Source organism: Synechococcus sp. MU1625 (assembly GCF_020514205.1).
In the GTDB taxonomy this organism is placed as follows: Bacteria; Cyanobacteriota; Cyanobacteriia; order PCC-6307; family Cyanobiaceae; genus Parasynechococcus.
Genome location: NZ_VTLA01000004.1, coordinates 46723 through 63911, shown reverse-complemented (window position 1 = coordinate 63911; position 17189 = coordinate 46723). Strand labels below are relative to the sequence as shown.

General features: G+C 60.6%; 31 protein-coding genes. 30 read left to right on the top strand and 1 reads right to left on the bottom strand.

Annotation, left to right across the window (positions count from 1 at the left end):
* Positions 1 to 223: 223 nt before the first annotated feature.
* From rplC to prfA, 30 genes are all read left to right on the top strand, one after another.
* Positions 224 to 880: a 50S ribosomal protein L3 gene (gene rplC, locus FZX13_RS08575; protein WP_226409201.1), complete on the top strand. Its 657-nt coding sequence runs from the start codon at positions 224 to 226 to the stop codon at positions 878 to 880.
* A complete protein-coding gene (gene rplD, locus FZX13_RS08570; RefSeq protein WP_115022810.1) occupies positions 880 to 1515 on the top strand; it encodes a 50S ribosomal protein L4 in 636 nt (211 codons plus the stop codon). Before rplC ends, rplD begins: the two co-directional genes overlap by 1 nt.
* Positions 1508 to 1810, top strand: a complete 303-nt coding sequence (locus FZX13_RS08565) for a 50S ribosomal protein L23 (RefSeq protein WP_115022808.1) — start codon at positions 1508 to 1510, stop codon at positions 1808 to 1810. Before rplD ends, FZX13_RS08565 begins: the two co-directional genes overlap by 8 nt.
* 15 nt (positions 1811 to 1825) lie before the next feature.
* Positions 1826 to 2689 (top strand): 50S ribosomal protein L2, encoded by an 864-nt coding sequence (gene rplB / locus FZX13_RS08560; RefSeq protein ID WP_115022806.1) that lies wholly within the window; start codon positions 1826 to 1828, stop codon positions 2687 to 2689.
* Positions 2690 to 2724: 35 nt separating this feature from the next.
* Entirely contained in the window at positions 2725 to 3000 is a 276-nt protein-coding gene (gene rpsS, locus FZX13_RS08555; protein ID WP_006849645.1) for a 30S ribosomal protein S19, read from the top strand.
* Positions 3001 to 3003: 3 nt separating this feature from the next.
* Positions 3004 to 3369 carry a 50S ribosomal protein L22 gene (gene rplV, locus FZX13_RS08550; protein WP_115022804.1) on the top strand — a complete coding sequence of 122 codons (366 nt, stop codon included), beginning with the start codon at positions 3004 to 3006 and terminating at the stop codon, positions 3367 to 3369.
* 20 nt (positions 3370 to 3389) lie between these two features.
* Positions 3390 to 4118: a 30S ribosomal protein S3 gene (rpsC, locus tag FZX13_RS08545; protein WP_115022801.1), complete on the top strand. Its 729-nt coding sequence runs from the start codon at positions 3390 to 3392 to the stop codon at positions 4116 to 4118.
* Positions 4119 to 4134: 16 nt separating this feature from the next.
* Positions 4135 to 4611 carry a 50S ribosomal protein L16 gene (rplP, locus tag FZX13_RS08540; RefSeq protein ID WP_115022799.1) on the top strand — a complete coding sequence of 159 codons (477 nt, stop codon included), beginning with the start codon at positions 4135 to 4137 and terminating at the stop codon, positions 4609 to 4611.
* Positions 4612 to 4613: 2 nt separating this feature from the next.
* A complete protein-coding gene (gene rpmC / locus FZX13_RS08535) occupies positions 4614 to 4823 on the top strand; it encodes a 50S ribosomal protein L29 (RefSeq protein ID WP_226409199.1) in 210 nt (69 codons plus the stop codon).
* A gap of 16 nt (positions 4824 to 4839) precedes the next feature.
* Positions 4840 to 5136, top strand: a complete 297-nt coding sequence (gene rpsQ / locus FZX13_RS08530; RefSeq protein ID WP_115022797.1) for a 30S ribosomal protein S17 — start codon at positions 4840 to 4842, stop codon at positions 5134 to 5136.
* The gene (gene rplN, locus FZX13_RS08525) at positions 5133 to 5498 is read left to right on the top strand and encodes a 50S ribosomal protein L14 (protein WP_115022795.1); all 366 of its coding nucleotides are present in this window, start codon (positions 5133 to 5135) and stop codon (positions 5496 to 5498) included. Before rpsQ ends, rplN begins: the two co-directional genes overlap by 4 nt.
* Before the next feature lie 2 nt (positions 5499 to 5500).
* Positions 5501 to 5857, top strand: a complete 357-nt coding sequence (gene rplX / locus FZX13_RS08520; RefSeq protein ID WP_115022793.1) for a 50S ribosomal protein L24 — start codon at positions 5501 to 5503, stop codon at positions 5855 to 5857.
* Between the two features lie 40 nt (positions 5858 to 5897).
* Positions 5898 to 6437 carry a 50S ribosomal protein L5 gene (rplE, locus tag FZX13_RS08515; protein ID WP_115022791.1) on the top strand — a complete coding sequence of 180 codons (540 nt, stop codon included), beginning with the start codon at positions 5898 to 5900 and terminating at the stop codon, positions 6435 to 6437.
* Positions 6438 to 6456: 19 nt separating this feature from the next.
* Entirely contained in the window at positions 6457 to 6858 is a 402-nt protein-coding gene (gene rpsH, locus FZX13_RS08510; RefSeq protein ID WP_006850769.1) for a 30S ribosomal protein S8, read from the top strand.
* 14 nt (positions 6859 to 6872) lie between these two features.
* Positions 6873 to 7412, top strand: a complete 540-nt coding sequence (gene rplF / locus FZX13_RS08505) for a 50S ribosomal protein L6 (protein WP_115022789.1) — start codon at positions 6873 to 6875, stop codon at positions 7410 to 7412.
* A gap of 33 nt (positions 7413 to 7445) precedes the next feature.
* The gene (rplR, locus tag FZX13_RS08500; RefSeq protein ID WP_115022787.1) at positions 7446 to 7814 is read left to right on the top strand and encodes a 50S ribosomal protein L18; all 369 of its coding nucleotides are present in this window, start codon (positions 7446 to 7448) and stop codon (positions 7812 to 7814) included.
* Positions 7815 to 7828: 14 nt separating this feature from the next.
* Positions 7829 to 8473, top strand: coding sequence for a 30S ribosomal protein S5 (gene rpsE, locus FZX13_RS08495; RefSeq protein ID WP_011363379.1), 645 nt, complete (start codon positions 7829 to 7831; stop codon positions 8471 to 8473).
* A gap of 6 nt (positions 8474 to 8479) precedes the next feature.
* Positions 8480 to 8935 (top strand): 50S ribosomal protein L15, encoded by a 456-nt coding sequence (rplO, locus tag FZX13_RS08490; RefSeq protein ID WP_226409197.1) that lies wholly within the window; start codon positions 8480 to 8482, stop codon positions 8933 to 8935.
* 104 nt (positions 8936 to 9039) lie between these two features.
* Positions 9040 to 10359 (top strand): preprotein translocase subunit SecY, encoded by a 1320-nt coding sequence (gene secY, locus FZX13_RS08485; RefSeq protein WP_115022783.1) that lies wholly within the window; start codon positions 9040 to 9042, stop codon positions 10357 to 10359.
* A 52-nt stretch (positions 10360 to 10411) separates the two neighbouring features.
* Positions 10412 to 10963 carry an adenylate kinase gene (locus FZX13_RS08480; RefSeq protein WP_226409195.1) on the top strand — a complete coding sequence of 184 codons (552 nt, stop codon included), beginning with the start codon at positions 10412 to 10414 and terminating at the stop codon, positions 10961 to 10963.
* Positions 10964 to 11009: 46 nt separating this feature from the next.
* Positions 11010 to 11123, top strand: a complete 114-nt coding sequence (rpmJ, locus tag FZX13_RS08475) for a 50S ribosomal protein L36 (protein ID WP_006850859.1) — start codon at positions 11010 to 11012, stop codon at positions 11121 to 11123.
* 69 nt (positions 11124 to 11192) lie between these two features.
* Positions 11193 to 11558 (top strand): 30S ribosomal protein S13, encoded by a 366-nt coding sequence (gene rpsM, locus FZX13_RS08470; RefSeq protein ID WP_115022779.1) that lies wholly within the window; start codon positions 11193 to 11195, stop codon positions 11556 to 11558.
* Between the two features lie 35 nt (positions 11559 to 11593).
* Positions 11594 to 11986 (top strand): 30S ribosomal protein S11, encoded by a 393-nt coding sequence (gene rpsK / locus FZX13_RS08465; protein WP_006850182.1) that lies wholly within the window; start codon positions 11594 to 11596, stop codon positions 11984 to 11986.
* A 47-nt stretch (positions 11987 to 12033) separates the two neighbouring features.
* Positions 12034 to 12972 (top strand): DNA-directed RNA polymerase subunit alpha, encoded by a 939-nt coding sequence (locus tag FZX13_RS08460; protein WP_115022776.1) that lies wholly within the window; start codon positions 12034 to 12036, stop codon positions 12970 to 12972.
* 49 nt (positions 12973 to 13021) lie between these two features.
* A complete protein-coding gene (gene rplQ, locus FZX13_RS08455; RefSeq protein ID WP_006851925.1) occupies positions 13022 to 13372 on the top strand; it encodes a 50S ribosomal protein L17 in 351 nt (116 codons plus the stop codon).
* A 25-nt stretch (positions 13373 to 13397) separates the two neighbouring features.
* On the top strand, positions 13398 to 14279 hold the full coding sequence (gene truA, locus FZX13_RS08450; protein WP_226409193.1) for a tRNA pseudouridine(38-40) synthase TruA: 882 nt from the start codon (positions 13398 to 13400) through the stop codon (positions 14277 to 14279).
* Positions 14280 to 14436: 157 nt separating this feature from the next.
* Positions 14437 to 14889, top strand: coding sequence for a 50S ribosomal protein L13 (rplM, locus tag FZX13_RS08445; RefSeq protein ID WP_115022773.1), 453 nt, complete (start codon positions 14437 to 14439; stop codon positions 14887 to 14889).
* Complete coding sequence (gene rpsI, locus FZX13_RS08440; protein ID WP_115022771.1) at positions 14886 to 15287, top strand: 30S ribosomal protein S9; 402 nt, start codon at positions 14886 to 14888, stop codon at positions 15285 to 15287. The genes rplM and rpsI overlap by 4 nt, the downstream gene beginning before the upstream one ends.
* Positions 15288 to 15297: 10 nt before the next feature.
* Positions 15298 to 15549: a 50S ribosomal protein L31 gene (gene rpmE / locus FZX13_RS08435; RefSeq protein WP_115022769.1), complete on the top strand. Its 252-nt coding sequence runs from the start codon at positions 15298 to 15300 to the stop codon at positions 15547 to 15549.
* Between the two features lie 15 nt (positions 15550 to 15564).
* The gene (gene prfA, locus FZX13_RS08430; RefSeq protein ID WP_115022767.1) at positions 15565 to 16662 is read left to right on the top strand and encodes a peptide chain release factor 1; all 1098 of its coding nucleotides are present in this window, start codon (positions 15565 to 15567) and stop codon (positions 16660 to 16662) included.
* A gap of 3 nt (positions 16663 to 16665) precedes the next feature.
* Here prfA and FZX13_RS08425 read toward each other — a convergent pair whose 3' ends face one another.
* Positions 16666 to 17166: an HNH endonuclease gene (locus tag FZX13_RS08425; RefSeq protein ID WP_115093359.1), complete on the bottom strand. Its 501-nt coding sequence runs from the start codon at positions 17164 to 17166 to the stop codon at positions 16666 to 16668.
* Between the last annotated feature and the right edge of the window lie 23 nt (positions 17167 to 17189).

Below are 17189 nucleotides of genomic sequence, written 5' to 3'. Positions count from 1 at the left end.
TCTAGGCCAGTACGGGAGCTTTCTTCGGAAATCCCCGTCGGGAAACTGCAACAGCACACCGTGCAGATGCAAGTCCCAGCCTCGCTGCATCGTTCGCTAGCCCATTCGAATCGACTCCCTCGGGAGTTCAGCTTCGAACCACGTCTGCGTCCAATCGATCAGCACCTGACCCCATGCGGATCTCCGCCTGGTGGTTGTCCACGCTGGCGCTTCCTCCCCACCCATGTCCATCGGCATTCTCGGGAAGAAGCTGGGTATGTCCCAGTTCTTCGACGAGCAGGGCAGAGCTGTTCCGGTCACCTTGATCGAAGCCGGCCCCTGCCGCATCACCCAACTCAAAAACAACGACACTGACGGTTATTCCGCAGTGCAGATCGGCTTTGGCGAATCCCGCGAAAAGCTGATCAACAAACCCGCCCAGGGTCACCTGACCAAATCCGGTGAGGGTCTTCTTCGTCATCTGCGCGAATACCGCATCGACAGCATTGAAGGGCTCGAACTCGGTGGATCCATCACCGTCGGCGATTTCGAAGCCGGTCAGAAGGTGGACGTCAGCGGTGACACCGTGGGCCGAGGCTTCGCTGGCTACCAAAAGCGCCACGGTTTCAGCCGGGGTCCGATGACCCACGGCTCCAAGAACCACCGTGAACCGGGTTCAACCGGTGCCGGTACAACCCCGGGCCGCATCTACCCCGGCAAGCGGATGGCCGGTCGCTACGGCGGCAAGAAAATCACCACCCGCGGGCTGACCATCCTCAAGGTGGACAGCGAGCACAATTTGCTGGTGGTGAAGGGATCCGTGCCCGGCAAACCCGGTGCGCTGCTCAACATCCGCCCGGCCGTGCGCGTGGGCGCCAAGCCCGCCAAAGGAGGTAAGTGATGGCCAGTTGTGTCGTTCGTGATTGGCAGGGCAAGGAAGCCGGCAAGGCAACCCTGGACCTGAAGGTGGCCAAGGAGACCACCGCGGTTGATCTCATGCACCGGGCTGTTCTGCGTCAGCAGGCCCATGCACGCCAAGGAACCGCCAGCACCCTCACCCGTTCAGAAGTACGTGGTGGCGGTCGCAAGCCTTACAAGCAGAAAGGAACTGGACGGGCCCGCCAGGGATCCATCCGGACTCCCCTGAAACCGGGCGGCGGCATCATCTTCGGACCCAAGCCCCGCACGTACAACCTTGCGATGAACCGCAAGGAGCGTCGTCTGGCCCTGCGCACAGCGCTGATGGCCCGCATTGACGACGTGACTGTCGTGAAGGACTTCGCTGCTTCGCTGGAAGCCCCCAAAACCCGTGAGATCACGGATGCTTTGGGACGCCTCGGTGTCGCTGCCGGTTCCAAGGTGCTCATCGTTCTAACGAACCCCTCCGATGTTGTTCGCCGCTCCGTGCGCAACCTGGAGAAAGTCAAGTTGATCTCCGCGGATCAGCTGAACGTCTTCGACCTGCTCCATGCCAATGCTTTGGTGCTTGGCGAGGAAGCTCTCGCAACCATCCAGGAGGTCTACGGCGATGACTGAACGTTTCCAAGGCCGCCTGGCGGATGTGATCCGCCGTCCCTTGATTACCGAGAAGGCCACACGAGCCCTCGAAATCAACCAGTACACCTTCGAGGTGGACCACCGCGCCGCAAAACCCGACATCAAGGCCGCCGTTGAGCAGCTCTTCGATGTGAAGGTCACCGGCATCAGCACCATGAATCCCCCTCGACGCTCGCGTCGGATGGGGCGCTTCGCTGGCAAACGTGCCCAAGTGAAGAAAGCCGTGGTGCGCCTTGCGGAGGGCAACTCGATCCAACTCTTCCCTGAGTCCTGAGGGGTCTGAATCGTCATGGCAATCCGTAATTTCCGCCCCTACACCCCCGGTACCCGCACCCGGGTGGTCACTGATTTCAGTGAGATCACCAGCCGCAAACCGGAGCGGACCCTGGTGGTGGCTAAACACCGCCGCAAGGGCCGCAACAATCGCGGTGTGATCACCTGCCGCCACCGCGGTGGCGGTCACAAACGCCTCTACCGCGTGGTGGATTTCCGTCGCAACAAGCACGGTGTCTCCGCCAAGGTTGCGGCAATCCACTACGACCCGCACCGCAACGCACGCCTGGCGCTGCTCTTCTATGCCGATGGCGAGAAGCGCTACATCCTGGCTCCCGCAGGAGTGCAGGTCGGCCAGACCGTGGTCTCCGGCCCTGATGTTCCGATTGAGAACGGCAACGCCATGCCGCTTTCAGCGGTGCCTCTTGGTTCCAGCGTCCACTGCGTCGAGCTCTACGCCGGCCGCGGTGGCCAGATGGTCCGTACCGCTGGTGCCAGCGCCCAGGTGATGGCGAAGGAAGGCGACTACGTCGCTCTCAAACTTCCCTCCACCGAAGTTCGGCTGGTGCGCCGCGAGTGCTACGCCACCCTCGGCGAGGTCGGCAACTCCGAGATGCGCAACACCAGCCTGGGCAAGGCTGGACGTCGCCGCTGGTTGGGTCGTCGTCCTCAGGTTCGAGGCAGTGTGATGAACCCCTGCGATCACCCCCACGGTGGTGGTGAGGGTCGTGCACCAATCGGCCGTTCCGGTCCGGTGACTCCCTGGGGCAAACCCGCCCTCGGTCTCAAGACCCGCAAGCGGAACAAACCCAGCAACCAATACGTGCTCCGGAAGCGTCGCAAGACCTCCAAGCGGAGCCGTGGCGGACGCGATTCCTGATGCAAACCATCACTTTGCCGCTTGCTTAAACCGTTATGGGACGTTCACTCAAAAAAGGTCCGTTTATTGCCGACAGCCTGCTTCGCAAGGTTGAAAAGCAGAACGACAACGACGACAAGTCCGTGATCAAGACCTGGTCACGGGCCTCCACGATCCTGCCGATGATGATTGGCCACACGATCGCGGTACACAACGGCCGCACCCACGTGCCGGTGTTCATCACCGAGCAAATGGTCGGTCACAAGCTGGGGGAGTTTGCTCCCACCCGCACCTTCAAGGGCCACATCAGAGACAAGAAAGGAGGCCGCTAATCCATGACATCGTCTACCCCAACGGCACCCATTGCCCAAGCTCACGGACGCTTCATCCGAGGCTCCGTATCGAAGGTGCGCCGTGTGCTTGACCAGATCCGTGGCCGCACTTACCGCGACGCACTGATCATGCTCGAGTTCATGCCTTACCGCTCCACCGGACCCATCACCAAGGTGCTCCGGTCTGCAGTGGCCAACGCTGAGCACAATCTCGGTCTCGATCCCTCATCTCTGGTGATCGCGAGCGCGAGCGCTGACATGGGCCCCTCCATGAAGCGCTATCGCCCCCGCGCCCAGGGCCGGGCCTTCCAGATCAAGAAACAGACCTGCCACATCAGCATTGCTGTGGCGGCTCAGACCGATTCCTGACCCCCGAGGACTCTGACCCAATGGGACACAAAATCCACCCAACCGGTCTGCGCCTGGGGATCACCCAGGAACACCGGTCACGCTGGTACGCCTCCAGCAAGAGTTATCCGGCCCTCCTTCAAGAGGACGATCGGATTCGCAAGTTCATCCATAAGAAGTACGGCTCGGCAGGCATCAGCGATGTGCTGATCGCCCGCAAGGCCGATCAATTGGAAGTTGAACTCAAGACCGCACGCCCCGGTGTGCTGGTCGGCCGTCAAGGCAGCGGTATCGAAGAACTTCGCTCCGGCATTCAGAAGACCGTCGGCGACTCCAGTCGTCAGGTGCGGATCAATGTTGTCGAGGTCGAACGCGTCGACGGTGATGCCTTCCTCCTGGCCGAGTACATCGCCCAGCAGCTGGAAAAGCGTGTGGCCTTCCGCCGCACCATCCGCATGGCTGTGCAGCGCGCCCAGCGTGCCGGTGTACTGGGTCTCAAGATCCAGGTCTCCGGTCGCCTGAACGGTGCTGAGATTGCTCGGACGGAGTGGACCCGTGAGGGTCGAGTTCCCCTGCACACCCTGCGTGCCGACATCGACTACGCCACCAAAGTGGCTAGCACGACCTACGGCGTGCTTGGCATCAAGGTGTGGGTGTTCAAGGGCGAGGTGCTGAGCGAACAGGCTCAGCCCATGCCGGTGGGTGCCGCCCCCCGGCGCCGGGCCAGCCGTCGGCCCCAACAGTTCGAAGACCGCTCCAACGAGGGTTGAACAGGAGGCCTGAACCATGCTGAGTCCAAAACGCGTCAAATTCCGTAAGCAGCAGCGAGGCCGCATGCGCGGCGTCGCCACCCGGGGCAACACCATTGCCTTCGGACAGTTCGCGCTGCAGGCACAGGAATGTGGCTGGATCACCTCGCGCCAGATCGAGGCCAGCCGTCGTGCCATGACCCGCTACGTCAAGCGTGGCGGAAAAATCTGGATCCGGATCTTCCCCGACAAGCCAGTCACCATGCGCGCTGCCGAAACCCGGATGGGTTCCGGTAAGGGCAACCCAGAATTCTGGGTGGCGGTGATCAAGCCCGGCCGGATCTTGTTCGAGATGGGCGGTGATGAAATCACCCCCGAAATCGCCAAGGAAGCCATGCGCCTCGCGCAATACAAGCTTCCCGTGAAGACCAAGTTCATCCAGCTGGATGAGCAGGAGAAGCCAGCTGGTGCCAAGGCCCCGGCAGCTTCTGAAGCCGTCACCGTGGAGTCCTGACCATGGCCCGTCCCAACGCCGCAGATGTGCGCAGCCTCTCCGATTCGGACATCACCGAACAGATCGACGGCCTCCGCCGCGAACTGTTCGAACTCCGTTTCCAGCAGGCCACGCGCCAGCTCGCCAACACGCACCGTTTCAAAGAGGTCCGCATCAAGCTGGCCCAGCTGCTGACGGTGCAGTCGGAGCGCCAGCGCTCCACCGCCTCCTGATCCCCCCTCCGTAACCATGGCAGTCAAGGAAAGGGTCGGCACCGTCGTCAGCGACAAGATGGAGAAAACGGTGGTGGTCGCGGTGGAAAGCCGCTTCCCTCACCCCATCTATCAAAAGACGGTCAGCCGTACCACCCGTTACAAGGCTCACGACGAAGACAACACCTGTCGCGTCGGAGACCGCGTTCGTATCACTGAAACCCGTCCCATGAGCCGCCAAAAGCGGTGGGCCATTGCCGAGGTTCTCAGCCACAGCCCCAAGGCTGCAGCTGAGGAAGCCAGCAAGGCTGAAGCTCAGGAGGTGAAGCAGTGATCCAGCAGGAGTCCTATCTCACCGTTGCCGACAACAGTGGCGCCAAGCGCATCCAGTGCATTCGCGTCCTCGGCACCAACCGTCGCTATGCCCACGTGGGCGACGTGATCGTTGCCGCGGTAAAGGATGCCGCCCCCAACATGGGCGTCAAGAAATCCGACGTCGTCAAGGCTGTCGTGGTGCGCACCAAAGCCACCATGCGCCGTGAAACCGGCAACTCGATCCGGTTTGACGACAACGCCGCCGTGCTCATCAACGACGACAAGAACCCAAAAGGCACCCGCGTCTTCGGACCGGTGGCCCGTGAGCTGCGCGAGCGCAGCTTCACCAAAATCGTGTCCCTCGCTCCGGAGGTGATCTGACCATGGCGACTGCAACCACCAAGGCCAAGGCCACCGAGCGCATCAAAATGCGCATCCGCAAGGGCGACACCGTCCAGGTGATCGCCGGCAAGGACAAGGGCAAGACCGGTGCCGTTCTGCGCACCCTGCCCAACGAGAACCGTGTCGTCGTGGAAGGGGTGAACATGCGCACCCGCCACGAAAAGCCCACCCAGGAGGGCGAGACCGGCCGCATCGTGACCGAGGAAGCATCACTGCATGCCTCCAACGTGATGCTTTATTCCACCGCCAAAAAGGTGGCAAGCCGCGTTGAAATCGTCGTCGAGAAGGACGGCACCAAAAAGCGCCGGCTGAAGAAAACCGGTGAAGTCCTCGACTGATCCCGACTTCTGACCACGTCCAGAAGCACCCCAACCCGTTATGTCACTCAAGAAGCGCTACAGGGAGACCATTCAGCCCAAGCTGAAGAAGGATCTCTCCCTCAACAACATCCATGAAGTCCCCAAGGTGGTGAAAGTCACCGTGAACCGGGGTCTCGGCGAAGCCGCCGCCAACGCCAAGTCCCTCGAGGCTTCGGTCAATGAGCTGGCGCAGATCACCGGCCAGAAGGTCCTGGTAACCCGTGCAAAGAAGGCCATCGCCGGCTTCAAGATTCGGCAGGGCATGCCGATCGGCTGTGCCGTCACCCTCCGTGGTGATCGGATGTACGCCTTCCTCGAGCGCCTGATCAACCTGGCGCTGCCTCGCATCCGCGACTTCCGCGGGGTCAGCCCCAAGAGTTTCGATGGGCGCGGCAACTACACCCTTGGGGTGCGCGAACAGATCATTTTCCCTGAGATCTCCTTCGACAAGATCGATGCAATCCGGGGCATGGACATCACCATCGTGACCACCGCCCGTTCGGACGAAGAGGGCCGGGCCCTCCTCCGCGAGATGGGAATGCCGTTCCAGAGCAACTGAGCCCTCCCCGTCGACACCTATGGCCAACCACGACCCCATTTCCGACATGCTCACCCGCATTCGCAATGCGAGTGAGAAACGTCACGAAACCACCAAGATCCCCGCTTCGCGGATGACTCGCAGCATCGCCAAGGTGCTGCAGCAGGAGGGCTTCATCTCCGAAATCAGCGAGCAGGGTGAAGGCGTTCGCACCGAACTGGTGCTCGCCCTCAAATACAGCGGCAAGCACAGGCTGCCCACCATCCGCTCGATGCAGCGGGTCAGCAAGCCCGGTCTCCGCATCTACAAAAACACTCGCGGCCTGCCCAAAGTCCTCGGAGGACTGGGCGTGGCGATCATCTCCACCTCCAAGGGTGTGATGAGCGACCGCGACGCCCGCCGTGAGGGCGTCGGTGGCGAAGTGCTCTGTTACGTCTACTGATCCGGAGCTGAACCATGTCACGAATCGGCAAAAACCCCGTTCCCGTCCCTGAGAAGGTCACGGTTTCCCTCGACGGACTCACCGTCAAGGTGAAAGGACCCAAGGGTGAACTGGAACGCACCCTTCCTGAAGGCGTCAGCGTCAGTCAGGACAACGACTCCATCGTGGTCTCACCCACGAGCACCAAGCGCATCTCCCGAGAGCGCCACGGCCTGAGCCGAACCCTGGTCGCCAACATGATCGAAGGGGTCAGCAACGGCTACAGCAAAGCTTTGGAGATCGTCGGCGTGGGCTCCCGTGCCCAGGTCAAAGGCAAAACCCTCGTGGTAAGTGCTGGCTACAGCCACCCCGTGGAGCTGGAGGCCCCTGAAGGCATCACCTTCAAGGTGGAAAACAACACCAGGGTGATCGTCTCCGGCATCGACAAGGAGCTGGTGGGCAACGAAGCCGCAAAGGTACGCGCCGTCCGTCCCCCCGAGCCCTACAAGGGCAAGGGCATCAAGTACGAGGGCGAGCACATCCTGCGCAAGGCGGGCAAGTCCGGCAAGAAATAAGCCTTGTCCTGACGTTCCTTCCTTTCACCCACCATGTCCAAACTTTCCCGCAAACAACAGACGCAGAAACGCCACCGGCGTCTGCGCCGCCACATCACTGGCACCCCAGACCGTCCGCGGCTGGCAGTGTTCCGTTCCAACAATCACATCTACGCCCAAGTCATCGACGACGCGGCCCAGAGCACTCTCTGCTCTGCGTCCACCGTCGACAAAGAGCTGCGTACCGGTCTCAAGGCTCCTGCTGGTAGCTGCGACGCCTCCGTCGCCGTTGGCGAACTGGTGGCCAAGCGAGCCATCGCCAAAGGCATCCAGCAGGTGGTGTTCGACCGTGGCGGCAATCTGTACCACGGCCGGATTAAAGCCCTTGCCGACGCCGCCCGGGAAGCGGGCCTTCAGTTCTGATTCCTGCTTAACCCATGACAGATTCCTCCCCCCAATCCAATCCCAACGCCGTACCGGGTGCGGCCGACGTTCCAGCGGCAGCCGAAGGGCAGCAGCAACAGGAGCAACGCCGTGGTCGTGGCGACCGTGATGGTCGTCGTGGAGACCGTCGCGGCGGTCGCCGCGGCCAAGAGCGCGACTCCGAATGGCAGGAGCGTGTGGTGCAAATCCGCCGCGTCTCCAAGACCGTGAAAGGCGGCAAAAAGATGAGCTTCCGCGCCATCGTCGTCGTCGGCAACGAAAAAGGCCAAGTCGGCGTTGGTGTCGGCAAAGCTGGTGATGTGATCGGCGCCGTCCGCAAGGGTGTTGCCGACGGCAAAAAGCACCTCGTCAAAGTGCCATTGACCCGTCACAACTCCATCCCGACCCTCTCCAATGGTCGCGATGGTGCAGCAAGCGTGCTGATTCGCCCTGCAGCCCCTGGTACTGGTGTGATCGCCGGCGGATCCATCCGCACGGTGCTCGAACTCGCCGGCATCAAAAATGTCTTGGCCAAGCGCCTGGGCAGCAAGACACCCCTGAACAATGCCCGGGCTGCCATGGTGGCCCTGTCGCTTCTCCGCACCCACAAGGAGACGGCCAAGGAACGGGGAATCTCCCTCGAGCAGATCTACTCCTGATTCCCGATGACTCTCCGACTCGATTCCCTCAAATCCAATAAAGGCGCTCGTCGCCGCAAACTGCGCAAAGGTCGCGGCATTGCCGCAGGTCAGGGTGCCAGCTGCGGCTTCGGTATGCGCGGTCAAAAGTCCCGCTCTGGCCGCCCCACTCGCCCAGGCTTCGAAGGTGGCCAGATGCCTCTGTACCGCCGGGTACCGAAGCTGAAGCACTTCCCCCTGGTGAATCCAAAGAACTTCACTGTGCTCAATGTCTCGGCATTGAACAACGTGAAAGAGGGCAGCACCGTCAACCTAGATTCCCTGGTCAAGGACGGCATTGTGACCAGCCCCAAGCATCCGCTGAAGATGCTCGGTAATGGCGAACTGACAGCCAAAAAGCTGACAGTTCAGGCCTCAGCGTTCACCGCCTCCGCCCGCACCAAGATCGAAGCTGCAGGCGGCACCTGCGAAACCCTCGACTAAACGGGGGCTCGTCCCCCAGTCAGCCCTAGGGTCTGAGCCGTCCGCTGGATTTCGATCCACGGGCGGCTTCTTGGCTTTTCGCCCAACTTCACTTTCCTCCAGACATGCTCGTCAGTCGGGGTCGCAACCCCAACGCCTCCGAAGTGATCAGCCAGCTGATCACCAACCCTGGGCTACGCAGTCGCGTGCTCACCACGCTCGGGCTGCTGCTGTTGGTGCGTCTTGGGATCTACATCCCAATGCCAGGAATTGATCGAGAAGCGTTCAAGCAGTTCATCGATCAGGGCGGACAACTGATCGGCTTCCTGGACATCTTCACCGGTGGTGGCATTTCCACCTTGGGCATCTTTGCCCTGGGGATCCTGCCATTCATCAATGCTTCGATCATCCTCCAACTGCTAACCGCAGCTTTGCCTCAGTTGGAGGATCTGCAGAAGAATGAAGGTGAGGCAGGTCGGAGAAAGATCGCCCAGATCACCCGTTATGTCGCCTTGGGCTGGGGTCTCGTCCAGAGCGTGGTCTTCGCAATGATCCTGCGCCAGTACGCCGTGGAAGGCCTGAGCGAAGTGGTCTTTGTCGTGCAGACAGCGCTTGCCTTGGTCACCGGGTCAATGGTGGTGATGTGGCTTAGTGAAGTCATCACAGAGCGGGGCATTGGCCAAGGCGCTTCCCTTGTGATTTTCCTGAACATCGTCGCAACACTGCCTCGCACGCTTGGTGCGACGATCGAAGCCGCTCAGACCGGTGACCGCGACACCGTTCTTGGCATCGTTGTTCTGGTGCTGGTGTTCCTGGCCACGATCGTCGGAATCATCTTCGTGCAGGAGGGAGCGCGCCGGATCCCCATCGTGAGTGCAAAGCGCCAGGTGGGTGGAGCAGGCGTTCTCCCCACCCGTCAGAGCTACCTACCGCTCAAGCTGAACGCTGGTGGGGTTATGCCGATCATTTTCGCCTCGGCCCTGATTTTTCTTCCGGTCACCATCGCCAATCTGACCAAAAGCGAGTTGTTGATCCGCGCAGCCAGCGCCCTGAACCCTGGAGCCGCTAACCCCTGGCCCTATGCGCTTACATTTTTTGCGTTGATCCTGGGTTTCTCGTATTTCTACGCATCACTCACCGTTAATCCCGCTGACATTGCCACGAACCTGAAACGCGGGGGTGTTGCCATTCCAGGCGTTCGCCCCGGCAGCGCCACCGCCACATATCTCTCGGGCGTCCAAAACCGTCTCACCTTGCTTGGTGGTCTGTTCCTCGGCGCCGTCGCGATCATTCCAGCTGGCGTCGAACGCGCCACCAATGTGCAGACCTTCCAAGGCCTTGGAGCCACTTCGCTGTTGATCTTGGTTGGTGTGGCCATCGACACGGCCAAGCAAGTCCAGACCTATGTGATTTCGCAGCGCTACGAAGGGCTCGTTCGCCAGTGAGCGCTGCTGAGCAGTGCACCTTCTGTTCTCTCAACTTCACGATTACGTCACCATGAAAAATCGCTTGCTCTTTCTTGGTCCTCCCGGAGCCGGCAAAGGCACCCAGGCTGCTCGCCTGTGCGATGCCAACAGCATGAAGCACCTGTCGACGGGTGATCTGCTGCGCTCCGAAGTCGCAGCAGGCAGCGAACTGGGCAAAGAAGCTGAAGCGGTGATGAACCGTGGCGAACTGGTCAGTGACGCCCTGGTGCTGGCCATCGTGGAAAGCCAGATGAAGGCTTTAACCACAGACGGCTGGCTTCTCGATGGGTTTCCCCGCACGGTCCCCCAGGCTGAAGCGCTGGAACCACTTCTCGCCGAACTCAAGCAACCCATCCAAGCCGTGGTTCTGCTGGAGCTCGATGACGCTGTTTTGATTGAACGGCTGCTGTCGCGGGGTCGCGCCGACGACAACGAAGCTGTGATCCGCAACCGCTTGGAGGTGTACCGGGAGAAGACAGCACCTCTGATTCGCTACTACAGCGATAAGGAGCTACTGGTGTCCGTCCCCGCCCAGGGCTCTGTAGAGGAGATCACCAAGCGGATCGAATCAGTGCTTGGTTGACCCGCATGGTAACGTTGCCGTTTGGAAATTTGGAGAGCCACGCCTCATGAAGGTGCGCAGCTCAGTCAAGAAAATGTGTGACAAGTGCCGGGTGATCCGTCGCCACGGCAAGGTCATGGTCATTTGCGCCAACCCCAAGCACAAACAGCGTCAGGGCTGATCCCCCGCTGTTCTGAACATCCTCGCCTCCAGGACCTCGGAGGCATCTGTCCTTTTCAATTGAACAACCGTGGCACGGATCGCCGGCGTTGACATTCCCCGCGACAAGCGGGTTGAAGTGTCCCTCACCTATATCTACGGAGTTGGTCTCACCCGCTCGCAGGCCATTCTGGCCAAAGCCGGTGTGAGCCCTGACATCCGGGTCAAAGATCTCGAGGACGGAGATCTTCAGAAGCTCCGGAATGCCATGGAGGAATACACCATTGAAGGTGACCTGCGCCGGCAGGAAGGCATGGCCTTGAAGCGCCTGCAGGACATTGGTTGCCTTCGTGGCCGTCGCCATCGCATGAGCCTTCCCGTTCGCGGACAGCGCACCCGCACCAACGCTCGGACCCGCCGCGGCGCGCGGAAAACTGTGGCCGGCAAGAAGAAGTAAGCCCTCAACGTCCTTAACCCTGACTGCATTCGGCCATGGCAAAAACCGTCAAAAAATCCGGGCCCAAGAAGGCCAAGCGCAACGTCCCCAACGGTGTTGCTCATATCCAGAGCACCTTTAACAACACCATCGTTTCGATCACCGACACTGCCGGTGAAGTGATTTCCTGGTCGTCCGCAGGTGCGAGTGGCTTCAAAGGTGCCCGCAAAGGAACCCCTTTCGCTGCTCAAACGGCTGCCGAAGCAGCGGCCCGTCGTGCCCTTGATCAAGGGATGCGCCAAATCGAAGTTCTGGTGAGAGGTCCTGGATCAGGACGCGAGACCGCCATCCGCGCTCTCCAGGTTGCTGGTCTCGAAATCACGCTCATCCGTGACGTCACCCCCCTGCCTCATAACGGTTGCCGGCGGCCTAAGCGCCGCCGCGTCTGAACCGACCTGATTTCCGTCCGGTTTCTCCACTTACCCCGATTCAGACAGTGCTGCAGTACCAGATTGATCGCATTGAGCATCAGGTATCCGAGGATCGCGCCCAATCGGGTGTGTTCCTGATTGGTCCGCTTGAACGTGGCCAGGCCACGACCTTGGGCAACGCGCTGCGTCGCGTGCTGATGGGTGGGCTCGAAGGCAGTGCCGTAACCGCGATTCGTATTGCAGGAGTCAATCACGAATACGCCACGGTGCCTGGTGTTCGTGAGGACGTGCTCGACATCCTGTTGAACTGCAAGGAGCTCACTGTCAACAGCCGCTCTGGCGAGCTCGAGATCGGCCGCCTCGTTGTGGCTGGTCCTGCCGAAGTCAAGGCCGGCGACCTTCAGTTTTCCTCCCAGGTCCAGGTGGTCGACACCGATCGTCCGATCGCGACTGTGGCCGATGGACACAGCCTTGAGCTGGAAGTTCATGTGGAACGCGGCGTCGGCTATCGCCCGGTTGATCGTTACAACGAAGAAACCAGTGCGATTGATCTGCTCCAGATCGATGCTGTGTTCATGCCCGTAACCCGGGTCAACTTCACCATCGATGAAACCGCCGTTGCCGAAGGCGGTTCAGCACGGGAGCGCCTTCGGATTGAGATCGTCACCGACGGTTCCATTACCCCTGACGACGCCCTCGCTCAATCAGCCAATCAACTGATCGAGCTGTTCCAGCCGCTGGCCACGGTCACTCTTGTTGAGGAAGTCCCTGCTGAGCCGGAGCCTTCGGCAGAAGCACAGATTCCGCTGGAAGAGTTGAACCTTTCGGTTCGTGCCTACAACTGCCTCAAGCGCGCTCAGGTCAACTCCGTGTCTGATCTGATGGGCTTCAGCTATGAGGATCTGCTCGAGATCAAGAACTTCGGTTCTAAATCCGCTGATGAAGTGATCGAAGCCCTCGAGCGCATCGGCATCTCCATCCCCCAGAGCCGCACCTCTGCATAACTGCAGCACGGCCTGAACGTCCTTTTTCGTCTTCGTCACCGACAGAACCATGCGTCATCAATGCCGAGTTCCTCAGCTGGGACGCCCAGCTGACCAGCGCAAGGCAATGCTGCGCGCCCTGACCACCCAGCTGATTCGGGAAGGTCGGGTTACTACCACCAAGGCACGGGCCAAGGCGCTTCGCGACGAAGCCGAGCGCATGATCACCCTGGCAAAGGACGGCAGCCTCGCCTCCCGCCGCAGGGCCATGGGATACATCTACGACAAGCAGCTTGTCCACGCTTTGTTCGACAAGGCCCCCAACCGCTACAGCGATCGCAAAGGTGGTTACACCCGTATCACCCGGACTGTTCCCCGTCGTGGTGATAACGCCGAAATGGCCATCATTGAACTGGTCTGATCACACCTCACGTCAGTCCTGACGTTTGAACCTCGAACCCTCGTCTGCAGGTCCTGAGTCACCGTCCCTTCAGAGGATTGCGCTCAGTCTTCAGTACGAGGGCTCGTCGTTTTGTGGATGGCAGCGTCAACGCAACGGTCGCAGCGTTCAGGCCGTGCTGGAGGATGCCATTGCACAGCTTGATCCGCATCGGCCTGTGCAGAGCTTCGCTGCAGGTCGAACTGACGCCGGTGTTCATGCTGCAGGCCAGGTCGTGCATTTCGACTGCAGTGGTCCGATCCCAGCTCGCAAATGGGCCCCCGCCTTGAACGGACGCCTCCCGAGCACGATTCGTGTGCGCGAATCCGTCGCCCGTCCGCTCGATTGGCATGCCTGTTATTCGGCCACATACCGGCGATACAGGTACACGATTTACAACGGTCGACGTCCCAACTTGTTTCTCAGTCCGTGGAGCTGGCACCGCTATCAGCACAAACTGAATGCGTCCCGCATGCGGGACGCATTGAACACGATGCTTGGCATGCACGATTTCAGTGCCTTCATGAAGGCAGGCAGCCGTCGCGCCCATGCCCGAACAACGGTGCAGGAGGTTCTCGTGGAGCGTGATGGCGATCTTCTCCGGGTCGAAATTCAGGCCAGTGGTTTCCTGTACGGCATGGTGCGACTGTTGATGGCCCAGTTAGTGGCGGTCGGCGAACAGCGTCTCAGCGTTACCGCCTTTGAGGATCGTTGGCGAGAGCGAAGACGCCACGAGGTGAAGGAGTCAGCGCCCGCATCCGGCCTCTGCCTGCTTCGTGCTGGCTATGCCGAGCCCATCTTCACAAAAGCCGGCTGGTACGATTGTCAGCCGTGGTTTTTTCTGGCTGAGAGCGATCCACCTCCGGATCCACCCTCAACGCCGGGATAAACGGGCCTCTACTCGGAGTGCTGCCCAACTCGAAGGAGCTGGAGGGCTGAAGAGTAAGCTCGATCTTTGAGCCCCGTCAGGTCCAGCTCTGGACCGACCCCCTTTGCCCAGTTCCGCTGCAACAGGCGGGACATAACCGAACCGGCATGCCGGCGCGATGAACAAGACCTCTCTCCCCCCGATTGATTCGATCGACCGCCAGTGGTACGTGGTGGACGCTGAGAATCAGACCCTCGGCCGCCTGGCCACTGAGGTAGCCGCCGTGCTTCGCGGCAAGAACAACCCCAGCTTCACCCCCCATCTGGACACCGGTGATTTTGTCGTCGTTGTGAACGCCGAGAAAATCAAAGTCACCGGCAGAAAGCCTCAGCAGAAGCTGTACCGCCGTCACTCCGGACGTCCCGGGGGCATGAAGGTTGAAACCTTTGAGGCTCTGCAGGAACGGATTCCAGAGCGGATTGTGGAGAAGGCCATCAAAGGCATGCTTCCTCACAACGCTCTGGGCCGCCAGATGTTCCGCAAGCTCAAGGTCTACAAGGGCACCGAGCATCCCCATGCGGCTCAGAAGCCCCAGCCTCTCCAGCTCAACCCCTCCGCATCCGCCAAATGAGCAGCAACTCCGTCGTTTACTGGGGCACCGGTCGCCGTAAGACCTCAGTCGCCCGTGTACGCCTTGTTCCCGGCAATGGAACGATCACGATCAATGGTCGTCCCGGTGACAACTATCTGAACTACAACCCCTCGTACATCGCAGCGGTCAAAGCTCCCCTGGAGACCCTTGGCCTCACTAGCGAATACGACATTCTGGTGAATGTTCACGGCGGCGGACTTACAGGTCAGTCAGGCGCCATCAAGCAGGGTGCAGCCCGCGCCCTCTGTGAGCTTTCCGCTGACAACCGCAAGCCTCTCAAGACGGAAGGTCACCTGAGCCGCGACCCCCGTGCCAAGGAACGTCGCAAGTACGGTCTCAAGAAAGCCCGTAAGGCTCCTCAGTTCTCCAAGCGCTGATTTTTTACCAATGCCAAAGCCCGACATCCACCCCACCTGGTATCCCGACGCCAAGGTGATCTGCAACGGCGAAGTGGTCATGACCACTGGTGCCACCCAGCCAGAGATCCATGTCGACGTCTGGAGCGGCAACCACCCCTTCTTCACCGGCACCCAGAAGATCCTCGACACCGAGGGACGCGTGGACCGCTTCATGAAGAAGTACGGCATGGGCACCAAAAAGAAAGGTGCCGAACCAGCCCAGGCCGAGTCCAAGGCCTGAGGCTGAGCACGGGGCATGGACGCCTCGACGTTGTTTTCTCGGCTGGAAACGGCCACAGCCAGCTTCCGCAACCTCGAGCGGCAGCTGGCTGATCCTGATGTGGCCGCTGACCCAAAGCGGCTCGAATCGATCGCGCGGGAGCGATCAAGGCTTGAGCCGCTTGTGCTCGATTTTGAGGAACTGAAAAAGCTCGAGAACGAGCGGGATTCAGCACGTCAGCTGCTCAAAGACAGCCGCGGTGATGCCGCGATGGAGGAACTGGCCCAGGATGAACTGGTCAGCCTCCAGGAAAAGCACACAACGCTGACGGAGCGACTCACCCTGGCTCTACTACCGCGGGATCCCCGCGATGAGCGCAGTGTGATGCTCGAAATTCGAGCCGGTGCAGGAGGCGATGAGGCCTGTCTCTGGGCCGGTGATCTGGCTCGGATGTACGAGCGTTACAGCCAGAAGGTGGGCTGGGCGGTGCAGCCGATGAGCTGCACGGAGGCCGACCTGGGAGGGTTTCGAGAGCTGATCCTTTCGGTGCGCGGCGACAGCGTGTACAGCCAACTGAAATTTGAAGCGGGGGTCCATCGGGTTCAACGCGTCCCGGCTACGGAATCCCAGGGGCGGGTTCACACCTCCACCGCCACTGTGGCGGTGATGCCGGAAGCCGATGCGGTGGAAGTTCAGCTTGATCCAAAGGATCTGGAGATCAGCACCGCCCGGTCGGGTGGTGCAGGGGGACAGAACGTCAACAAGGTGGAAACCGCCGTGGACCTCCTCCACAAACCCACGGGCATCCGCGTGTTCTGCACCCAGGAACGCTCCCAGTTACAGAACCGGGAACGGGCCCTGGAAATCCTCCGGGCCAAATTGCTGGAGCGGGAACAAGCTGCTGCTGCGGAACGGGAAAGCAGCAACCGACGCGCTCAGGTCGGCAGTGGAGACCGCTCCGAAAAAATCCGCACGTACAACTACAAGGACAACCGAACCACCGATCACCGGCTGGGCCGGAACTTCACGCTGGAGCCTGTGCTGGAGGGCCAATTAGAGGACCTGATCGGTGCCTGCATCGCCGAAGAACAACGTCAGAAACTCGAAGCCCTGAGCGAACAGACCGACGCCTGACGTTCAAGAACCGATGACGTATTTCGCCCATTCCTGGTGATGGCCTGAATGGATCTGACGCCGGGCCTCGAAACTGAGGCTGCTGGCCGGACGGCGCGGCACATGGCTCAGAGGCATGGCAGCCTCCTTTGGCGTTCGGTTGCCCTTGCGCACATTGCAGCTGAGGCAGGCTGTTGTCACGTTTTCCCAGGTGTCGCCGCCTCCACGACTTCGTGGCATCACATGGTCGATCGACAACTGATCGTCACGACTGCCGCAGTACTGGCAGGTGTGGTTGTCCCGCTGAAACACATTGCGACGCGTCAGGGGCAGCTGGCGGAAGGGCACCCGTACGTATTGGCGCAATCGGATCACGGTCGGCAGGTGGGTGCCCTGACGAAGTTGCCGACAGGGGTCATGTTCCAGACCTTCGGCCTTTCCCTTCAGCATCATCACCACCGCCCGCCTCCAGGTGGTGATATTGAGCGGCTCATAGGACGCATTGAGAACGAGAACCTGGCCCATGCCAGCTCACTCAATAAGCGTCA

Excerpts from the sequence above, each read along its gene's own strand:
- rplC (WP_226409201.1), top strand. The coding sequence starts at position 224 with ATGTCCATCGGCATTCTCGGGAAGAAGCTGGGTATGTCCCAGTTCTTC.
- rplD (WP_115022810.1), top strand. The coding sequence starts at position 880 with ATGGCCAGTTGTGTCGTTCGTGATTGGCAGGGCAAGGAAGCCGGCAAG.
- FZX13_RS08565 (WP_115022808.1), top strand. The coding sequence starts at position 1,508 with ATGACTGAACGTTTCCAAGGCCGCCTGGCGGATGTGATCCGCCGTCCC.
- rplB (WP_115022806.1), top strand. The coding sequence starts at position 1,826 with ATGGCAATCCGTAATTTCCGCCCCTACACCCCCGGTACCCGCACCCGG.
- rpsS (WP_006849645.1), top strand. The coding sequence starts at position 2,725 with ATGGGACGTTCACTCAAAAAAGGTCCGTTTATTGCCGACAGCCTGCTT.
- rplV (WP_115022804.1), top strand. The coding sequence starts at position 3,004 with ATGACATCGTCTACCCCAACGGCACCCATTGCCCAAGCTCACGGACGC.
- rpsC (WP_115022801.1), top strand. The coding sequence starts at position 3,390 with ATGGGACACAAAATCCACCCAACCGGTCTGCGCCTGGGGATCACCCAG.
- rplP (WP_115022799.1), top strand. The coding sequence starts at position 4,135 with ATGCTGAGTCCAAAACGCGTCAAATTCCGTAAGCAGCAGCGAGGCCGC.
- rpmC (WP_226409199.1), top strand. The coding sequence starts at position 4,614 with ATGGCCCGTCCCAACGCCGCAGATGTGCGCAGCCTCTCCGATTCGGAC.
- rpsQ (WP_115022797.1), top strand. The coding sequence starts at position 4,840 with ATGGCAGTCAAGGAAAGGGTCGGCACCGTCGTCAGCGACAAGATGGAG.
- rplX (WP_115022793.1), top strand. The coding sequence starts at position 5,501 with ATGGCGACTGCAACCACCAAGGCCAAGGCCACCGAGCGCATCAAAATG.
- rplE (WP_115022791.1), top strand. The coding sequence starts at position 5,898 with ATGTCACTCAAGAAGCGCTACAGGGAGACCATTCAGCCCAAGCTGAAG.
- rpsH (WP_006850769.1), top strand. The coding sequence starts at position 6,457 with ATGGCCAACCACGACCCCATTTCCGACATGCTCACCCGCATTCGCAAT.
- rplF (WP_115022789.1), top strand. The coding sequence starts at position 6,873 with ATGTCACGAATCGGCAAAAACCCCGTTCCCGTCCCTGAGAAGGTCACG.
- rplR (WP_115022787.1), top strand. The coding sequence starts at position 7,446 with ATGTCCAAACTTTCCCGCAAACAACAGACGCAGAAACGCCACCGGCGT.
- rpsE (WP_011363379.1), top strand. The coding sequence starts at position 7,829 with ATGACAGATTCCTCCCCCCAATCCAATCCCAACGCCGTACCGGGTGCG.
- rplO (WP_226409197.1), top strand. The coding sequence starts at position 8,480 with ATGACTCTCCGACTCGATTCCCTCAAATCCAATAAAGGCGCTCGTCGC.
- secY (WP_115022783.1), top strand. The coding sequence starts at position 9,040 with ATGCTCGTCAGTCGGGGTCGCAACCCCAACGCCTCCGAAGTGATCAGC.
- FZX13_RS08480 (WP_226409195.1), top strand. The coding sequence starts at position 10,412 with ATGAAAAATCGCTTGCTCTTTCTTGGTCCTCCCGGAGCCGGCAAAGGC.
- rpmJ (WP_006850859.1), top strand. The coding sequence starts at position 11,010 with ATGAAGGTGCGCAGCTCAGTCAAGAAAATGTGTGACAAGTGCCGGGTG.
- rpsK (WP_006850182.1), top strand. The coding sequence starts at position 11,594 with ATGGCAAAAACCGTCAAAAAATCCGGGCCCAAGAAGGCCAAGCGCAAC.
- rplQ (WP_006851925.1), top strand. The coding sequence starts at position 13,022 with ATGCGTCATCAATGCCGAGTTCCTCAGCTGGGACGCCCAGCTGACCAG.
- rplM (WP_115022773.1), top strand. The coding sequence starts at position 14,437 with ATGAACAAGACCTCTCTCCCCCCGATTGATTCGATCGACCGCCAGTGG.
- rpsI (WP_115022771.1), top strand. The coding sequence starts at position 14,886 with ATGAGCAGCAACTCCGTCGTTTACTGGGGCACCGGTCGCCGTAAGACC.
- rpmE (WP_115022769.1), top strand. The coding sequence starts at position 15,298 with ATGCCAAAGCCCGACATCCACCCCACCTGGTATCCCGACGCCAAGGTG.
- prfA (WP_115022767.1), top strand. The coding sequence starts at position 15,565 with ATGGACGCCTCGACGTTGTTTTCTCGGCTGGAAACGGCCACAGCCAGC.
- FZX13_RS08425 (WP_115093359.1), bottom strand. The coding sequence starts at position 17,166 with ATGGGCCAGGTTCTCGTTCTCAATGCGTCCTATGAGCCGCTCAATATC.